Source organism: Synechococcus sp. TAK9802 (genome assembly GCF_014279535.1).
Taxonomy (GTDB): Bacteria; Cyanobacteriota; Cyanobacteriia; order PCC-6307; family Cyanobiaceae; genus Parasynechococcus.
On sequence record NZ_CP047937.1, the window covers coordinates 1,866,533 to 1,882,933 of the forward strand.

16 protein-coding genes and 1 pseudogene are annotated in these 16,401 nt (G+C 62.3%); 7 read left to right on the forward strand and 10 right to left on the reverse strand.

Annotation, left to right across the window (positions count from 1 at the left end; genetic code table 11):
• Nucleotides 1-20 precede the first annotated feature (20 nt).
• The 3 genes from SynTAK9802_RS10810 to SynTAK9802_RS10820 form a co-directional block, all read right to left on the reverse strand.
• Nucleotides 21-1,460 carry a TolC family protein gene (locus SynTAK9802_RS10810; protein WP_370586359.1) on the reverse strand — a complete coding sequence of 480 codons (1,440 nt, stop codon included), beginning with the start codon at nucleotides 1,458-1,460 and terminating at the stop codon, nucleotides 21-23.
• 255 nt (nucleotides 1,461-1,715) lie between these two features.
• A complete protein-coding gene (locus tag SynTAK9802_RS10815; RefSeq protein ID WP_186496190.1) occupies nucleotides 1,716-3,113 on the reverse strand; it encodes a TIGR03279 family radical SAM protein in 1,398 nt (465 codons plus the stop codon).
• Between the two features lie 19 nt (nucleotides 3,114-3,132).
• The gene (locus SynTAK9802_RS10820) at nucleotides 3,133-3,996 is read right to left on the reverse strand and encodes an undecaprenyl-diphosphate phosphatase (RefSeq protein WP_186496192.1); all 864 of its coding nucleotides are present in this window, start codon (nucleotides 3,994-3,996) and stop codon (nucleotides 3,133-3,135) included.
• Between the two features lie 110 nt (nucleotides 3,997-4,106).
• On the opposite strand from SynTAK9802_RS10820, the gene SynTAK9802_RS10825 reads away from it, so the two are divergent.
• The 3 genes and pseudogenes from SynTAK9802_RS10825 to nadB all read left to right on the forward strand — a co-directional run bounded on the left by SynTAK9802_RS10825 (nucleotide 4,107) and on the right by nadB (nucleotide 7,065).
• Nucleotides 4,107-4,817, forward strand: a complete 711-nt coding sequence (locus SynTAK9802_RS10825; RefSeq protein ID WP_186496194.1) for a DUF3120 domain-containing protein — start codon at nucleotides 4,107-4,109, stop codon at nucleotides 4,815-4,817.
• 112 nt (nucleotides 4,818-4,929) lie between these two features.
• Nucleotides 4,930-5,337, forward strand: coding sequence for a photosystem II complex extrinsic protein PsbU (gene psbU, locus SynTAK9802_RS10830; protein WP_114987501.1), 408 nt, complete (start codon nucleotides 4,930-4,932; stop codon nucleotides 5,335-5,337).
• 70 nt (nucleotides 5,338-5,407) lie between these two features.
• Nucleotides 5,408-7,065 (forward strand): annotated as a pseudogene (nadB, locus tag SynTAK9802_RS10835) (L-aspartate oxidase).
• A 13-nt stretch (nucleotides 7,066-7,078) separates the two neighbouring features.
• Here the strand turns inward: nadB and SynTAK9802_RS10840 are convergent.
• Entirely contained in the window at nucleotides 7,079-8,008 is a 930-nt protein-coding gene (locus SynTAK9802_RS10840) for a vitamin K epoxide reductase family protein (protein ID WP_186496196.1), read from the reverse strand.
• Between the two features lie 85 nt (nucleotides 8,009-8,093).
• Here SynTAK9802_RS10840 and rimO point away from each other — a divergent pair, with 85 nt between their 5' ends.
• Nucleotides 8,094-9,470, forward strand: coding sequence for a 30S ribosomal protein S12 methylthiotransferase RimO (gene rimO / locus SynTAK9802_RS10845; RefSeq protein WP_186496198.1), 1,377 nt, complete (start codon nucleotides 8,094-8,096; stop codon nucleotides 9,468-9,470).
• A complete protein-coding gene (locus SynTAK9802_RS10850) occupies nucleotides 9,467-10,690 on the forward strand; it encodes an MFS transporter (RefSeq protein WP_186496200.1) in 1,224 nt (407 codons plus the stop codon). Before rimO ends, SynTAK9802_RS10850 begins: the two co-directional genes overlap by 4 nt.
• Nucleotides 10,691-10,877: 187 nt before the next feature.
• Here SynTAK9802_RS10850 and SynTAK9802_RS10855 read toward each other — a convergent pair whose 3' ends face one another.
• The 4 genes from SynTAK9802_RS10855 to SynTAK9802_RS10870 are packed head-to-tail and all read right to left on the reverse strand — an operon-like array spanning nucleotide 10,878 to nucleotide 14,113.
• Nucleotides 10,878-11,285, reverse strand: coding sequence for a DUF4346 domain-containing protein (locus SynTAK9802_RS10855; RefSeq protein ID WP_186496202.1), 408 nt, complete (start codon nucleotides 11,283-11,285; stop codon nucleotides 10,878-10,880).
• Nucleotides 11,286-11,294: 9 nt separating this feature from the next.
• A complete protein-coding gene (locus tag SynTAK9802_RS10860) occupies nucleotides 11,295-12,470 on the reverse strand; it encodes a GNAT family N-acetyltransferase (protein ID WP_186496204.1) in 1,176 nt (391 codons plus the stop codon).
• Nucleotides 12,471-12,503: 33 nt separating this feature from the next.
• Nucleotides 12,504-13,181, reverse strand: a complete 678-nt coding sequence (locus SynTAK9802_RS10865) for a dihydrofolate reductase family protein (RefSeq protein ID WP_186496206.1) — start codon at nucleotides 13,179-13,181, stop codon at nucleotides 12,504-12,506.
• An 11-nt stretch (nucleotides 13,182-13,192) separates the two neighbouring features.
• Nucleotides 13,193-14,113 (reverse strand): 6-carboxytetrahydropterin synthase, encoded by a 921-nt coding sequence (locus tag SynTAK9802_RS10870; RefSeq protein ID WP_186496208.1) that lies wholly within the window; start codon nucleotides 14,111-14,113, stop codon nucleotides 13,193-13,195.
• A gap of 51 nt (nucleotides 14,114-14,164) precedes the next feature.
• Between SynTAK9802_RS10870 and SynTAK9802_RS10875 the strand changes: the two genes are divergently transcribed.
• Nucleotides 14,165-14,740, forward strand: coding sequence for a shikimate kinase (locus SynTAK9802_RS10875; protein ID WP_186496210.1), 576 nt, complete (start codon nucleotides 14,165-14,167; stop codon nucleotides 14,738-14,740).
• Between the two features lie 3 nt (nucleotides 14,741-14,743).
• On the opposite strand, the gene SynTAK9802_RS10880 is transcribed toward SynTAK9802_RS10875, so the two are convergent.
• A complete protein-coding gene (locus SynTAK9802_RS10880) occupies nucleotides 14,744-15,007 on the reverse strand; it encodes a chlororespiratory reduction protein 7 (RefSeq protein ID WP_115009308.1) in 264 nt (87 codons plus the stop codon).
• Here SynTAK9802_RS10880 and SynTAK9802_RS10885 point away from each other — a divergent pair.
• Nucleotides 15,006-15,683, forward strand: a complete 678-nt coding sequence (locus SynTAK9802_RS10885; RefSeq protein WP_186496212.1) for a DUF6816 family protein — start codon at nucleotides 15,006-15,008, stop codon at nucleotides 15,681-15,683. The genes SynTAK9802_RS10880 and SynTAK9802_RS10885 overlap by 2 nt on opposite strands.
• On the opposite strand, the gene SynTAK9802_RS10890 is transcribed toward SynTAK9802_RS10885, so the two are convergent.
• Nucleotides 15,649-16,374 (reverse strand): glutathione S-transferase family protein, encoded by a 726-nt coding sequence (locus SynTAK9802_RS10890; RefSeq protein ID WP_186498206.1) that lies wholly within the window; start codon nucleotides 16,372-16,374, stop codon nucleotides 15,649-15,651. The two genes, SynTAK9802_RS10885 and SynTAK9802_RS10890, sit on opposite strands and share 35 nt — an antisense overlap.
• Between the last annotated feature and the right edge of the window lie 27 nt (nucleotides 16,375-16,401).

Here is a 16,401-nt window from a genome sequence, read left to right on the forward strand (position 1 = left end):
GAGACTGCACAACACTGGTTTCAGTTTGATTGACCGACGAGCCTGGTGGCCACCGACGGGCAAGCGCTCTTCAGCGGCGTGGGCTCAATCGGAATCAGTGGTTGATCAAGTTCCAGCTTCGTGGATGGCAGTGATACCGAATTGCAGGCGACCAAGGCATCCAGACCTGTACGGCGCTGAAGCAGCGCCAAATTGGAGTTGTAGCTGTTGATCGCACGTGCATATTTCAGCTCTGCCTGGGTGACATCACGCTGGTTGTTCACCACTTCCCTCTGCACGCCAACGCCCGCCTGAACCCTCAGCCGGGAGAGACGCAAGGATTCTTTTGATGAAAGGACTTCGATCGCTGTGGTTTCGATCCTCTGAATGGCAGCTCGTAGACCGAAAAAGCTTTGCTCCACCTCAAAGCGAATCTGGTCTCGCAGATCAGCGAGATCGAAGCGGCTCTGCTCAGCGGCCTGCTTTGATCGCCGGTACTCAGCACGAGCACGACCACCGTCAAACATGCGCCAGCTCGCTGTCAGCGCCGTGCTGTTTTGCACCCCATAAGTGAAGTCACTCATATCGACGGTATTAAGCGACGACTGAAGGGTCTGCCCTTCCGTGCGCGATGCCGAGGTGGTATTGACAAAGCTCAGGACGGGTTGCACTGCTGCCAAAGATGCATTCGCCTGGCTGTTGTTGATCGAGATATCGAGAAGAAGTTGGTCAAGTTCTTCTCGATAGTTGTAAGCAGCGGTAATGCTTTCTTGCAATGAACGCTTCCAAAGGCCCGAGGGGCGTGCGGGCGTCGCGGCCGTAGGAGTGACGTCTTGTGGGAGGTCCAGAACCCTGGCCAGGTTCCGACGCTGTTCATCCTGATCGCGAAGATTGGTTGTAAGAGTGTCGCGGTCACGAGCCAGTTGAGTCTCCGCTTCCAGGACATCCAGCTTGGTGTTCACTCCTGCGTTGAAACGCGCCCGCGCATCGCGATAACTCACCAATGATGCTTTGACGGAGTCCTGGCCGATGCGCACGCCCGCATCGGCGCGTTGTAAATCGAAGTAAGCCGTCTGCGCTCCCAAACGGAGGTCACGAAGCGCAATCGAGTAGGCGTGACCAGCGCGCTCATAACGATCCCTAGCCGCAGCGATCTGAGGCACTCTGGCGGGATTAATCAGATCCCAGCTCACCTTCACAACACCATTGACTTTCCACTGACGGGCGAATTGATCGGATCCGAAATCAGGATTGCGGTAAGAGTTGGAAGCGAAATACTCGGGCAACCCGGAGGAAGAGAGATCAACGGTGGGGTACCAAGCTGAGATCACTGCACGGAGTGCAGACTTAGCCTGATCCACCTTACTGGCCGCTGCTTTGAGCTTCGGGCTGTTGAACTCCGCAAGCTGAATTGCCTCCTCCAGCGTTAGGGGACGCAGCTCATGGATACGCACCTGTGATGAGGCATCAGGAAGAGCCAAGCTGGCGGGAGCCGCCAATGGAGCGAGGGGGAGCGGCAAAACATCAAGCGCCGGAGCCAACAGTGATGAATCAGCCTTCGGGCGAGCACCCTTCAGATCAATCGCATCCGGGAGGGTGGCCTGGTCAATCAAGGCCGAATCAGCCTGAAATGCGTCATCGCTGAGCGCGGGGAGAATACCAGTGGAAGTAACGCCCGCAACGAGGCACAGAACCGCGGTGATCCGGCGCACGACAACCTGGAAATTTTACGGAGCTTAGGAACTTTTTCCTACGGCACCCAAAACTGAGTCCACGACGTCAGCCGCCCCATGCACGATCTGAATGGGGACAGGCAACTGCGCGGCCAGGGATTCCAGGGTCATGTCATCCAGGAAAACGGGCTCCCCTTGCCGCAACATCACCGATGGCAGCAGCAGCTCATCGCCCAGCTCTCGGCCCTGCAGGCCAGACAGCAGATCCTGTCCCGTCAGCAATCCAGTCACCACTTGGTCCTGCCCCCAATAAGGACTCGGCAATCCGATCAGGTGAAACTCGACGCCATCAACAGCATTCAGCCGTTCAGCCACAGGCTGCAACGCCTGCGCCACGATCTGACCGACCACCCAGCTGCAACGACGGGGCTGAGGAACCGCGCTGGGCAAATCCTCAGTTGCGGCATCCAACGCTTCAAGGAAGGCACGGATGCTGCCCACGCCGTTTTCCTGCTGCGGGAGATCCTCGTAGTTGTCCCGGGGCGGCAAAGGCAACCCCGCCACCAGGTACCACTCATCGGAGAGCCAGGCGAAACGGGTGCCCAACACCTCCTGAAAGTGCTGCTGCATGGGTTCCACCTGAGCAATCACGCTGCGGGCGCAGTCGGGATCCACAGGAACCAGGCCATCGTCAGCCGGCCTGAAGCGGGTGAGCCCCACCGGCACCACCGCCGCAGACAGCACCGCCGGCCAGGGGCCAGCCGCGAAGGAGGCGAGGTCGTTCAGCGTTCTCTCCAAGGCAGGACCGTCATTCAGTCCCGGACAAACCACCACCTGGGCATGGATTTGCAGATCGCGCTGGTTAAACCAGGCGAGCTGGTCCATGACCTGGGCAGCACGCGGATTCACCAGCAGGCGTGAGCGCAACTCGGGATCCGTGGCATGCACCGACACAAACAACGGCGATAAACGCTGCTCTTCAATTCGCTGCCAGTCGGCCTCGCCCAGGTTGGTGAGCGTCAGATACGAGCCATAGAGAAAACTCAGGCGGTAATCGTCGTCTTTGAGATAGAGACTGTCGCGCCGCCCCGGGGGCTGCTGATCGATGAAACAGAACGGACAGTTGTTATTGCACTGGCGCAAACCATCGAACAGAGCCTCGGTGAAAGCCAGCCCAAGGCCGTCATCGGCATCTTTTTCCAACTCCACCCGATGCAGCGCACCATTTGCATCACGCACCTCAAGGCAAAGCTCCTCCTCCACGCAGAGGTAGCGATAATCGATCAGATCGCGCGGGCGAATGCCATTGATGCTGAGCAACTGATCACCGGGCTCAAAACCCAGCTCCTTCCCGATCGAGCCAGGCTCGACGGAGGCCACCACCGCGGGCTGCGGTTGACGACCACTGCTACTTGGATCCAGAGCTGCAACGGCAACCCCGGCGGATGGCTCATTCCACACAAGCCGGCTTCATCTGAACTCAGTGTGCGCCGTGAACACCCCACCAGACCAGCAACAGCAGCCCGAACAGCAGCCGGTAAGCGACGAACACCCGGGTGCTGTTGCGCTGCAGGAACTTCAGCAACCAATCAATCGCCAGCCACGACACCACTGCAGCTGAACCAATGCCCACAAGCAACGGCAGGGGGCCGTTGCCAGGGCTGGCAGCCAAAGCATCCTTGAGCTCCACCAGACCCGCGATGGTGATGGCAGGAATGCCCAAAAGAAAGGAAAAGCGGGCTGCATCAGCACGCTTCCAACCGTCGAACAAGGCCGCCGTGAGGGTGCTGCCGGAACGCGAGACCCCCGGGATCAATGCGAGGGCCTGAGCCAGCCCCACCAGCAGGCCATCGCGGCCTGAAACCCCTGGAAGCTGCTTGCACCGTGCGCCGACCCGTTCAGCCAAGGCCAGCAGCAACGCCATCACAATCGAGACGATGGCAATCGAAGGAACACTGCGCAGGGGTGACTGTTCGTAGCCCTGAGCCCAGGCGAATTTGATCCCTAAGCCGATCAGCAAGATCGGCAGGGTTCCCACCACCATGGCGAACCCGAGGCGCGCCTCGGGTTCGCGCCACTGGCCATTGCGAAAGGCGCGGCTGATGCCCCGCAGCACCTGGTTTAAATCAGTCCGGAAATAGGCAATAACGGCAACGATGCTGCCCAGCTGAATGGCAGCCGTCACGGAGACACCCGGATCGCCCCAACCCAGGAGCTCAGGCACCACCTTCAGATGGGCGGTGCTGCTGATCGGCAGAAACTCAGTGAGTCCTTGAACCACTCCCAACACCAGATCACGCCAGCAGGCCTCCAGCAGGCTGAGGGATGCAGAGGGGTCTGCCATCAACGTATGAGTGTTGCTCTGACGGTATCCCCGGCAGGCGAAGCGGGCATGTCAGCCGCGTCACTTGATGATGTCTTCTAAGGTTCCGTGAGTTTCTTCACAAAGGTCATTTGATCGGCGGCACCTGGCAAACATCAGCCCCCGCTCGGTCTTGGTCCTTTCCCGTGGCCCGCATCGCCGCAGCCATGGTGGTGCTGCCGGTGTTCCTGCAAGCCCCCTGGGTAAGGCTGGATCCGTTCTCAGCCACCTTGTTCACCGGAGTTCTGGTTGCAGCTGGACTGGTGATGCACCAGAGCCGCTCCCAGACAACATCCGACCTGGGTTCCCTGCTGGTGGGTTTCAGCGGTAGCTGGCTGGCAGGTTGCATTTTCTGGGGTTGGCTGCGGGCCCATCCCGTTCTGCACCTGCCGGTGGAAGCCTTCGCCGTACCCGTGGCCTTGGGCGGCCTGCAGGGGCGCTGGCGTCTGGCGGCAACGTTTTATTTGTCGTCCCTGGTGGGCACAGCTAGCACCGACCTAGCCATGGCGGCCACCGGCGTGATGCAGTTTTGGCCCGCAGTGGTGACAGCCTCCCTCGATCAAGCGCCGCTACTACTGCATCAAGCGGGGACACATCTGCTTCAGCCCCTGCCCCTGGTCACTCTGGTGATCTCAGCAATTCTCGTTCTGTTGGCTGGACGTCGCCTGAGCAGGAACAGCGGCGGTTTCACCGGTGAAGCGGGATCCATGGCCGCTGCCGTCTTAATCACCACCCTTTGGGTGGATGGCTTGTTCTTGCTCTCAGCCTTGCTGCAGCCCGGGCTCAGTGGCCTGATCGAGTGAAACGAACTGCAAAAGCTGCCCCGATTCAAAGGCTAGAACGGCGCAACGACTTGTAGTCTTCCGGAGCCGGCACTGCCGGTCGACCCGTTCCGACCCCTGATCGAGAGTTGAGATGAAGCGGCTTCTGAGCTGGCTGACCGGCGCACTGGTGATGGCGAGCCTGATGGCAGGTCTCGTGCTTCCGAGCAGCGTCTACGCCGACGACGACCTTCGCAGCAAGTATTCCGGCAATGAGATCCGCAACATTGCGGACGACAAAATTGCTGCAAGGGAGGGCAAGGTGGATTTGAACAATTCCTCCGTGCGCCGTTTCCAGCAGTTCCCCGGGATGTACCCGACCATGGCCGGCAAGATCGTGCTGGGTGGCCCTTACGACAGCGTTGACGACGTGCTGTCGCTGGATCTGACCGAGCGTCAGCAAGAGCTGTTCGCGAAGTACCGCGACAACTTCACCGTCACCCCTCCCTCCATTGCTCTGAACGAGGGCGACGACCGCATCAACGACGGCCAATACCGCTAATTCCTGACCCCGTCACACTGGTTGTGACTGCTTGAACCGCCGGACCACCGGCGGTTTTTTTGTCCCCGTGATGGCCCAGCCCCGCAGCTCTGATCCCATCCCCTCAGGTCCCTGGGACGTGGTGGTGATCGGTGCCGGGGCTGCTGGCTTGATGACCTGCCTTGATCTGCCGCCGGAGTTCAAGGTGTTGCTGCTCAATCGCAACACAGGGCGGCGTTCTTCCAGCCGCTGGGCCCAGGGGGGCATCGCCGCGGTGACCCGTAAGGAAGACAGCGCCAACAGCCATGCGGAGGACACCGTTCTGGCTGGAGCAGGCCTTTGCGATGGCGATGCGGTGCGGCTGTTGGTGCAGGAAGCACCCCATTGCGTGGAGCGCCTGGAGCAGCTGGGCATGGCCTTCGACCGGGATCAGGACGGTCTGGCCACCACCCTGGAAGCAGCCCACAGCCACAGGCGGGTGCTGCATGTGCAGGACCGCACAGGGCGAGCCCTGGTGGATGTGCTGCGGGATCGTGTTGAGCAACGGCCAGGATTGCTGCATCGCCGCGGCGTGCGCGTGACGCAACTGCTGGTGCGCGATGGGCGCTGTTGCGGTGTACAGGTGCTGGATGGGGCGCATCTTCACGGGATCGAAGCCCGCGCCGTGGTATTGGCCAGCGGCGGTGGTGGTCATCTGTACGCCAACACCACCAACCCAGCCCAGGCCTGTGGCGAAGGCATCGCCCTCGCCTGGCAAGCGGGCGCAGCCGTGGAAGATCTGGAATTCGTTCAGTTCCATCCAACGGCTATCCGCCTGGATGACGCCCCCTGCTTTCTGATCTCCGAAGCCGTTCGCGGAGAGGGCGGCGTGCTGGTGGATGCCCTGGGGGCAGCCCTGTGGCCCACCTACCCCAACGCGACCTCTCACCGCGGGACCAGGTGAGCCGAGCCTTGATGCAGGCCATGCAGCGGCAGCAGGTGAAGCAGATGTGGCTCGACTTCGCCGCCATCCCTCGGGAGCAAGCGGAACGACGCTTCCCAACGATCCTCGACCGCTGCGACGAACTCGGACTGAATCCATTGGAACGGCCCATCCCCGTGGCCCCAGCCGCCCACTACTGGATGGGAGGGGTGGCCACGGACCTGAAGGCCGCCACCACACTGCCGGGGCTCTACGCCGTGGGAGAAGTGGCCTGCACAGGCCTGCACGGCGCCAACCGACTGGCCAGCAACTCCCTGATGGAGTGCCTGGTGTTCGCCCATCGCCTCAAAGAGATCGAGCTCGGCCCCGTCCCAGCGGCCCTCGCCAGCGACAAAACGCAGCCGCTTGCCTTAGACCTCGACGGCTGCAGCAGTTCGCATTTGATCGACGCCATCGAGCAGCTGCGGCAGCTCTGCTGGCGACGGGCAGGGGTGGAACGATCCGCCGCTGGACTGCGCCAGGCCATCGGCAAAGTGAAAGCCGACGAACAACATCTGGAGCAGCAGGCACTGCTCCAGGCCCTGCTACGGGAAGACCCCTGTGCCCCCAGGCTGTTAGCTGAAAACAGCCGGCGCAATCTGAACCTGTTGCTGGATCTCCACCACAGGTTGCTGACCAGCCGGCTGATGCTGGAGGCCTGCCTGTTTCGCGGAGAAAGCCGGGGAGGCCACTACCGCAGCGATGCTCCTGCGCCGCTACCGCAATGGAGGCAGCATTCCCGGCAACAACGGCAACGGGGCATCGTCACCCGTGCCGTCCGGGACTGAAGGCAGTCCTGATTCAGAAGCCGGTGTCGCCCTTGTAGCCACTGAGTTCCGCAAGGGTGTCGAGCCCCTTCACTCCGGAATCGATGCTGCCGTTGATATCCCAGCTGGGGAAACCCTCCAATCCCTTGCTGCGGCAGAGATCGGCCTGGTTGTTCTCACCGTCCGGCGCACACTCCACCACGTTCAGCTGGTCCGAGGCCTGCTTGCCGAACAGCTCCTTCTGTTCGTGGCAGTGGGGGCACCAGTAAGCGGAATACATCACGGCGCCGCTGCTGGTGAGGTGCTCAGCCAAGGCGATCGAAGCGGACGTACTCTCACTCGTGACAACGGGTGCAACGCCGGATCCGCTGGCCACCGCGTCAGGCCGGTTTGGATCCACCACCGACGCCCAGATCAAGCCCCCCAATAGCACCGCCAGGGTCAGAAGCACGCCGCGGAACAGCAGCTGACCGAAGTCGTCCCAACCACCACCAACGATGGACAGCACAAACAGGGCGAGGGAGAGCGCAGCCGAAAGAACGCAAAAGAAGCAGAAGGCCTGGATCTTGAGCAGCATCACCCCCAACAGCACACCGCTGAAGACGGCCATACCGAGGGACACGGTGAACAGCCCCCACCAGGTGCGACGGGACAAGTCACCCTTGTTCTCTTGCAGCCCTGGCAACAGGGGCAGCAGCGCCATCAGCAGCACAGCGCCATAGGCCAGCACCCCCACCAACGAGAGCGGAATCCCGGCGAACACCGTGCCCCAGGCGCTGTTGAGCACCTTGTCGCAACCGTCAGCCCCCATCGGACAGGTGAGGTTGCCGAGCAGACCCCAGCGCTTCAGGGTGATCGAACCAGTGTCGATCAGCCCAGCGGTGGCAAGCACCGCCATGGCGATGCGGGCCCACTTAGCGCCGGAATCCTGACGGCGACGGCTGACGAGACGGGTGGTGCCCATCCTTGAACTTCAAGTAATCGGATTCTGTCAGTTCCGGCGTGATCAGGCCGCTTCGTAGGCTGATCTTTGGCCTGCCGGCGAAGTGATGACCAGCACCCCGACGAAACCGACGGTCGCCTTCGCCCACCTGGGCTGCGAGAAGAATCGGGTGGACTCCGAACACATGGTGGGGCTGCTGGCGGAAGCGGGCTACGGCGTCAGCACCGATGAACGAGATGCCGCCGTTGTGGTGGTGAACACCTGCAGCTTCATCCAGGACGCCCGCGAGGAATCGGTGCGCACCCTGGTGGGACTGGCGGAACAGGGCAAGGAATTGATCATCGCGGGATGCTTGGCCCAACATTTCCAGGAGGAGTTGCTGGAGTCGATCCCCGAGGCCAAAGCCATCGTGGGAACCGGCGACTACCAGCACATCGTGGATGTGTTGCAGCGGGTGGAAGCGGGGGAGCGGGTGAACCAGGTGAGCGCCGTTCCCACCTTTGTGGGTGACGAACACCTGCCACGCCAACGCACCACCGACCAGGCAGTGGCCTTCCTCAAGGTGGCCGAGGGCTGCGACTACCGCTGCGCCTTCTGCATCATTCCCAAGCTGCGAGGGGATCAGCGCAGTCGGCCGATCGAATCAATCGTGGCTGAAGCCCACCAACTGGCGGAACAGGGGGTGCAGGAGCTGATCCTGATCAGCCAGATCACCACCAACTACGGCCTTGACCTCTACGGCAAACCCAAGCTGGCGGAACTGCTGCGAGCCCTTGGCGACGTGGAGATCCCCTGGATCCGGGTCCACTACGCCTATCCCACCGGGCTGACCCCAGACGTGCTGGCGGCCTACCGGGAGGTGCCCAATGTGGTGCCTTATCTGGATCTGCCGTTGCAGCACAGCCATCCGGAGGTGCTGCGGGCGATGAACCGCCCCTGGCAGGCGGATGTGAACGACCGCCTGCTGGATCAGATCCGCGACCAACTCCCCGATGCGGTGCTGCGCACCACGTTGATCGTGGGGTTTCCCGGCGAAACCGAGGAGCACTTCCAGCACCTGATGGGCTTCCTCGAGCGCCAACGCTTCGATCATGTGGGGGTGTTCACCTTCTCTCCGGAGGACGGCACAGCAGCGGCGGACCTGCCCGATCGCGTCGATCCCGAGGTGGCCCAAGCCCGCAAGGATGCCCTGATGGCTCTGCAACAACCCATTTCTGAGGAACGCAACAGCCGCTGGGTGGGGCGCACTGTTGACGTGCTGATCGAACAGCACAACCCGCAAACCGGCGAGATGATCGGGCGCTGCGCCCGCTTTGCGCCCGAAGTGGATGGTGAAGTGCGGGTGCAACCCGGCGCCGATGGTCAACAGGCCGCGCCGGGAAGCCTGGTGCCGGTGGAGATCACCGGGGCTGACATCTACGACCTCAGCGGGAGGATTGTTGGTGCCCGCGCCATGGTGGCCGCAGCGAAACGCCAGCGTTGACCCTTCTCAAACTGCGGGCCGAGCAGCAACGCCAGCTTTTTCTGATCGCCTCCGGCGTGAGCACGGCTGGGTCCTTCGCCGGCATCACCGCCAAGGGCTGGATTCTGATGAAAGGGGGCGTGGACCCCTTCGTGCTGGCGTTGAACTTCGCCGCTCTTTCACTTCCAAGCTTGCTGGTGAGTGGTCCAGCGGGGGTGCGCACCGACAGAGTGGGCTGTGAACGGGTGCTGGTGCAGGCGCAATGGGCTCTGCTGACTGCCTCTGGACTGGGGGCCCTGGCGATTCCCCTGTTGGAGGGCACAGCCCAGGTGCTGCTGCTGCTCTGCAGCACCCTTTTGGTGGGCATCGCCGGCGCCTATGAGTTAACGGCGCGCAACAAGTACTGCTCGATCCTGGTGGAGCAGCCGGAACAGCTGGCGGGCTACCTCACCAGCTTTTCGGTGGTCTTCAACGTGGGCAAGTTGGTCGGCCCCCCGATCGGCGGGTTGTTGCTGGCGGCTACTGGCCCGGCCTGGGCCCTGGGCATTGATGCGGCCAGCTACCTGCTGCCAATCGCCAGTGTGCTCTTCTTGCTCAACCCGAATCGGGATCAGGAAGTGCGCAGCAGCAGCGGACAAGACGCCAGCCTGCTCAACGCCTGGCAGCACTGCGGTGGCACCCTTCAAGGGGTGCTCAGCTTCACCGCTGTGCTGTGTCTGATCGGGTTCTATCACCCGGGGCTGGCCCCGTTGATCGCCTTCGATCAACTGGGACCCAATCCCACGGATCTGGGGCTGTTCACCAGCGTGCTGGCGGGCGGGAGCATCGTGGGCGGGCTGGTGCTGCAACGCAATAGCCAACGTTTCTGCCGGCGCCCTTTCCTCACTCTCGGGGGGTTTGGCTTGATTACCGCAGTGGCCCAGCTGGGACTGGCCCGTACTCCAGGGCCTGTGTTCAGTCTGGCCATGGCCTTTCTGATCGGAGCCGGCACAGCCGGGCTGCTGAGCAGCTGCAACTTAATCAGTCAGATCGGCTCACCGCAGGTGATGCGAGGCCGGATGGCTGGGCTCAGCCAGATCGCCTTCCTCGGCGGTGGCGGGCTCAGTGGATTGATCGTTGCCCTGATGGTGATGTTCACCAATCTCTCCACGGCTTTCGCAGTCACCGGTGGCCTCAGCGCTGCTGTGGCTGTGCTCTGGATACGAAAGCGAGGAGGGAAGACGTTGGAACCGCTCAGATGAGCTTGATTCCCTTCAGCAGCTTGGTGAGCACAAAAGCCGTGACAAGGCCGGAACCAACCAGCCCTAAATAGATGCCAACGCCCATTTGGAAGTAAGGAGGTGTCCACCATTAGATCAGACACCGGCATGGGTTTAGGCCATTGCTCTTAGGGTTTGTGAACAGCTGAAACTGCAGCCGGCCTGATCCTCAGTCCTGCACATAGACCGTGCCGTCACGCAGGCACTGTTCAGCCTTCTGCAACTCCCGTCCCAAATAAAGGGCATGGTCGAGGCGACTGACCGGGTGTGGGGCTTCCCCTTCCGTGAGCTGGATGCCCAGCTGTTTGGCCGTACTGCCGCGGTAAACCGCTGAAGGGCGCCGAGGAGCATTGCCCCCGTCGCAGCGCAACACCTCACCCGTCTCGGAATCGCGGGCCAACCCCTTGTCATCGATGGTGTTGCCGTAGTGCTCAAGCACCAATTCGGCCGCATCAAGATCCAGTTTGATCAAGAAATAGCCACTGGGATCCAGAGCGATGAACCGCTGGGACAGGCGCTGATCAATAGCATCCATCGCCGCAGCGGTGGATGCCGGTGCTTCCGGGGTTGTGGTCATGACTTCAACCTACAAAGCCAAGGCCGGAGGTTCTGCTTTGAAGGGCAGCTCCGCATTGATCGCCTCGATCTCCTCCAGCATCAAGCCATTCACCTTGGGCAACCAGGCACGGATCAACTGATCCATCTGGGGCTGATACCAGCGGTGCAGGCTGGCGTGGGGACGGGCCACAAAGCCTCGCCGGCGTTTATGGCTGCCACCAGCTCCAGGGTCAAAGCTGACGATGCCGTTGGCCAAGGCCCATTCGATCGGAGAGTAATAACAGACTTCGAAGTGAAGACAATCGATCTCCTCGTGGCTGCCCCAGTAGCGGCCCCAGAGCTGTCGGCCGTCCTGCACGCACATCGACATCGCCACCGGATCGCGCGGGTCACCTCGATGGGCAGAAAAAAGCACCAGCTGATCGCTGTGCAGCCGCGCCAACGCTTCAAAGAAGCCCTCTTCCAGATACTTGCTGCCCCATGGTCCCCAGCGAGCACAGTGCTGCTCGTAGAAGCGATGCATGGATTGCAACAGCGGCAGATCCAGCTGGTCGCCGCTGAGGGGTGTCACGGTGATCCCGGCCTTGGCCACAGCCTTGCGCTCCCGCTTGATGTTGCGGCGCTGGTTGGCATTGAAACCCTTGAGGTAATCCTCAAACGATTGGTCGTCGCCGCGGCTCCACAGGCTCTGCTGGTTCAGCCAGGCGGCACAGCCGGCGGCCTCCGCCAGGGTCCGCCACTGCGGATCCACGTAGAGGAAATTGCAGCTGAGGATGCCGTTCTGTTCGCAGAAGCGATCGATCGCCCGCAGCAACTCCCGGGTGAGCAGAGCTTCATCTTCTCCAGATCGCACATGGAAGCGGTAACCCAGCACTGGGCTGACCGGACTCATGCCCAGGAGCTTGGGGTAGTAGCGGAGCCCCAGATCCGCCGCCAGCCGGGCAAAGGTCTGGTCGAACACAAACTCGCCATAGCTGTGGCCCTTGAGAAACAGCGGAGCCACCGCAATCGGGATGTCATCACGCCAGAGGGCCAGATGCAGGGGCTGCCAGCCCTGCTCGGGGATGATGCTTCCGGAGCTTTCCAAGGCCTCCAGCCAACTCCAGCGGTAGAAGGGGATCGCGGCGTCTCCAACCAGGCTGTTCCACTGCTGCTCCGGTATTTCGTTGATGGAGCGATGCCAGCGAGCCGTGAGTGACGTCATGGCGACGGTGCCTTAGGCCCTTGTGCGACGACCTTAACCAGATCGGATCCGTCGGTAGCGAACCAGCCACTCACCGTCTCCGAGGTCCTCAGCACCTTCGGACTGCCAAGCACCCGGTTGCGCCAAGGCAGCTGGCAACGGCGCATTGGTGCAAGGCAACCAACTGAAGCGGCCACTCAAGAGCTGGGGCACCAAGGTGAGCTGGAGGGCATCGACGCAATCGGCTTGCAACAGATTGGCGCTGAGCTGGGCGCCACCCAGAAGCACCAGACGCTGAATCCCAGCCGCTCCAAGTGCCTGGAGCCGCTCCGGCCAGGTTGGAGCCAAAGGGAACCAACGATCAAAACCTTGATCCACTGGTTCAGGAGCCAGCAGCCAACGTTGCAGCGGCTGATTAAAAAACCGCCAGGCGCTTGAGAAGTCAGGGGATCGGCTCACCACCACAGCGGCCGGCTGCTCGGTTCGCCCCTCGCTTCGGCGTTGCTCAAGCAGCTGAGGGCTGCGGATCAAGCAGGTGCACTGATGGGCCCGCAGGGTTCCAGCACCGATCAGGCAGGCATCCCCCCAGGCAAGCGCATGCTCCAGGGCGCGACGGTCACCCTCACCCCCCAGCTGGGCAGCACCCCCTGCCGGCGGTGCCAAGCGGCCATCAAGGCTGATGGCCAGCACCAACCGCACAAAGGGGCGTGATGGGGTGGGGCGGTGGGGCATCAAGCCGTCGATCAGACAGCAGCCACTGCATCAAGAGCAGTTGGGGACATCTCCAGTTGCGGTGCTTCGGCGTAAACCTCGGCCGCATTGTTCGGGCTCTCCTGCAGGCGCACCTTGTGCAAGCTGGCGCCGATGGCCTTGATCGGACTGGAAAGACGATCAGCGATGTGCAGGGCGATGTTCTCAGCCGTGGGCACGCACTCCTCGAAAAAGGGCACGTCCTTGTTGAGGAAAGTGTGGTCGAAGGGCTCCACCACCAAATCATCCACGAGGCGCTGCAAGGCAGACAGGTCACAGACCATGCCGGTGCGGGGATCGATCTGACCGCGCACGGTCACGTCCACCAAGTAGTTGTGGCCATGACCATGGGGACGGGCGCACTTGCCGTAGATCGCTTCGTTCTCTTCCTGAGTGAGCTCCGGGCGGGCCAGTCGGTGAGCGGCGGCGAAGTGGGTGCGGATGGTGAGGAAGGCGTCCATGGGATGTCCGAGATAGTCGGCCCAAAGGCCCGGTTGTTCGTAGAGGCGCAGCGCCGTGATCGGCAGATGAGGGCTGAGGCGCTGCCAGATCACCCGCACCAAGGCCTCGGTGGTGGGGAGACAACCTTCAGGGGTGGCAACGTCAAATTCCGGCCAGGCCTCATTGAGGAAGCGGAAATCGAGCTGGCCCGTCACCTCGTTGCGGATGGCGTGCTTCACCTCCGAGAGGTTGAGCACCATGCCGTCGGCGTCCAGACCACCAGCCATGGAGACAATCAACTCGTAGTTGTGCCCATGGCCAGGAGGCAAAGCGCAGGGCCCGAAACGGGCGGCATTGTCATCGGCAGACAGTTCTGGCAGCCAATAGCGATGGCTGGCACTGAAACAGGCCCTCCGGGTGATGACACAACCACGACCTTGGCCGTGCCGTGCTTGTGACTTCGTTTCAGTCATGTGACGTTCCGGCCGCGAGGCATCCTAATGAGCTATTGCCGTTTCCGAGTCATGGCGGATTCCAGCCCCACCCTCAAGCAGCGTCTTGCCGGGCGCAGCCTCTATCTGGTGGGAATGATGGGCAGCGGCAAGACGAGCACGGGCCGCCCCCTGGCCGAACGCCTGGGCTACGGCTTTGTGGATGCCGATGCCGTGATCGAACAGGCGGCGGGCTGCAGCATCCCGGACATCTTCGATCGGGATGGCGAAGCGGGCTTCCGCAGCCTGGAAAGCCAGGTGCTCAGTGCGATCAGTCAGCGCCACTCGCTGGTGGTGGCCACAGGTGGCGGTGTGGTGACCCAGCCGGAGAACTGGGGAATGCTCCACAGCGGCATCGTGATCTGGCTCGATGTGATGCCCGATCAGTTGCTGCAGCGGCTGAACGCTGACAGCACCGTGCGCCCGCTGCTGCAGACCGCCGATCCAGAGGCGGCTCTGAACGCGCTGTTGAACGAGCGTCGTTCCCTCTATGCCGAGGCCGATCTGACGGTGGTGATCAACGACGAAACCCCAGAGGCCGTGGCCGACGGAATCCTGCAACTGGTGCCAAGCCTGCTGAAGGATCCGACCCAACGCCGAACCGACTGAATCTCAAGCGGTGGGCGGCTCCAACCGCACCGCAAACCACTGCAAGGTCACCCCAGGGCTGATCTCCAGATCACAGGCCGTATCGATCAACCGCTGCGCCGCTGCATCGACATCCGGTTGATCTGCCAGATCGGCCGGCAGCTGATCCAGGCTGCGCAACCAACCGCTCAGCCATGTCAACGTGTCGGCAGCGCTGAGCAGCTGCTCCGGCTTGCCGGGCTCCAGCACCACATAGTCATCAAGGGCACGGATCAGGGGATCAGACATGGAACGGCGGTTGTGGATGCTGCTGATCAGCCTCACCATCCTGCTCAGTGGCGGCCCCGCCTGGGCCCAGACAGGTCTTGAGCAGCGGTTAAACAGTTGGCCCGACTGGAGCCTGCCGGCACCGTTGCCGCGGCCCTCAAATCGGGACGACCTGATTTACCCCGACTGGTTTGCCGGGCTTTGGCAGGTGGAGAGCATTGATCTCGATGCCCCAGACGATCCACCGCTGCTGCATGAAGCACGGTTTCAAGCCGACCTGCGCGGTCGACTGGTCGGCGATCGCAGCTTCAACGCCACGGCCATCGGTCGTGCCCTGCTTGGCGAGCAACTGCTGAAGGTGGAAGAAGACCCCGACTCCGCCAACCGCCAGATTGCCCGACTAAAGGGAGATCTCTATCTCGAGACCACGGTGACGGGCCGCCGCCAGGAGAGCCCGAGCACCGACACCTTCCTGGCCGATGAATTGGTGCTGCAGATCCTGCATGCGCCCGGACCGCCGCGGCTGAGCCGGATCGAAACCCTGAGCCGCTACACCCGCTGCGACAAGGACATCTGCGCCGAGCAATGGCAAGGGCGCTACGCCTCGCCGGGGGAGAGCCTGCGAGATCAGGCCATCGCCCAGCACCACTACCGATTGCGCTTCACACCTCTTCCAGGGTCCGCTCCATCAATTTGAGTTCGATCTGGTCGCGCCACTGGAACAGGGGCTGCAGTTTGGGGTGATCGCTCAGCCCAGGCACGCCCTTGCCGGCCAAGGCCGAACCCGCAGAAGAGGGGAAGCGAAGGAGCGACAACTGAGCGGCAACGGCAATATCGGCCAGGGTCATGCTGTCGCCCACCAACCAAGGGCTGGTCTGCACGGATGAGGCCAACTGCTCCAGGCTGGCCAGCAGCTCGGTGCGCTCCTTCTGGTTGACCAGTTCAGTGATATTGCTGACCCAACCGCCAGGGATCACGCCCATCACCGAACGCACGGGGTCGGGCAGATCGTCGGGCAGCAGAGCAACCCGAAGCTCGGGGTCCAGTGCCGCGGCCTGCACCAAAGAGGAGCGACCCGCCATGGCCAGGGTGGTATCGGCCCAATCCTCCAGCAGATGCACCTGGGCAGCCTGGCGCGGATCGGTGGGAATCAGGGCAGGATCCGGCTCCCGCTGATCCAGATGCAGTGCAATGGCGCTGGAGTCGGCAATGACCTGATCCCCATCCACCAGCACGGGGACCTGCCGTTGGCCGGACAGCCGGAACACAGCCACCTGGCCGACACCGGGGGTCACCTCCACGGTGCGGAAACTCAGCCCCTTGGCCTGCAACACCATCCGCACCTTGAGACAAAACGCGGAATGGCGGAATTGATGCAGCTCCAACATGTCCAAAACAGCCATGGGCCCGGCAGA

Bases quoted from the DNA above. Each gene is read 5' to 3' on its own strand.
- SynTAK9802_RS10885 (WP_186496212.1), top strand. From the start codon at position 15,006: ATGGAACGGCGGTTGTGGATGCTGCTGATCAGCCTCACCATCCTGCTC.
- SynTAK9802_RS10840 (WP_186496196.1), bottom strand. From the start codon at position 8,008: ATGGGCACCACCCGTCTCGTCAGCCGTCGCCGTCAGGATTCCGGCGCT.
- SynTAK9802_RS10870 (WP_186496208.1), bottom strand. From the start codon at position 14,113: ATGACTGAAACGAAGTCACAAGCACGGCACGGCCAAGGTCGTGGTTGT.
- SynTAK9802_RS10855 (WP_186496202.1), bottom strand. From the start codon at position 11,285: ATGACCACAACCCCGGAAGCACCGGCATCCACCGCTGCGGCGATGGAT.
- SynTAK9802_RS10860 (WP_186496204.1), bottom strand. From the start codon at position 12,470: ATGACGTCACTCACGGCTCGCTGGCATCGCTCCATCAACGAAATACCG.
- SynTAK9802_RS10890 (WP_186498206.1), bottom strand. From the start codon at position 16,374: ATGTTGGAGCTGCATCAATTCCGCCATTCCGCGTTTTGTCTCAAGGTG.
- SynTAK9802_RS10880 (WP_115009308.1), bottom strand. From the start codon at position 15,007: ATGTCTGATCCCCTGATCCGTGCCCTTGATGACTATGTGGTGCTGGAG.
- rimO (WP_186496198.1), top strand. From the start codon at position 8,094: ATGACCAGCACCCCGACGAAACCGACGGTCGCCTTCGCCCACCTGGGC.
- SynTAK9802_RS10865 (WP_186496206.1), bottom strand. From the start codon at position 13,181: ATGCCCCACCGCCCCACCCCATCACGCCCCTTTGTGCGGTTGGTGCTG.
- SynTAK9802_RS10875 (WP_186496210.1), top strand. From the start codon at position 14,165: ATGGCGGATTCCAGCCCCACCCTCAAGCAGCGTCTTGCCGGGCGCAGC.
- SynTAK9802_RS10820 (WP_186496192.1), bottom strand. From the start codon at position 3,996: ATGGCAGACCCCTCTGCATCCCTCAGCCTGCTGGAGGCCTGCTGGCGT.
- psbU (WP_114987501.1), top strand. From the start codon at position 4,930: ATGAAGCGGCTTCTGAGCTGGCTGACCGGCGCACTGGTGATGGCGAGC.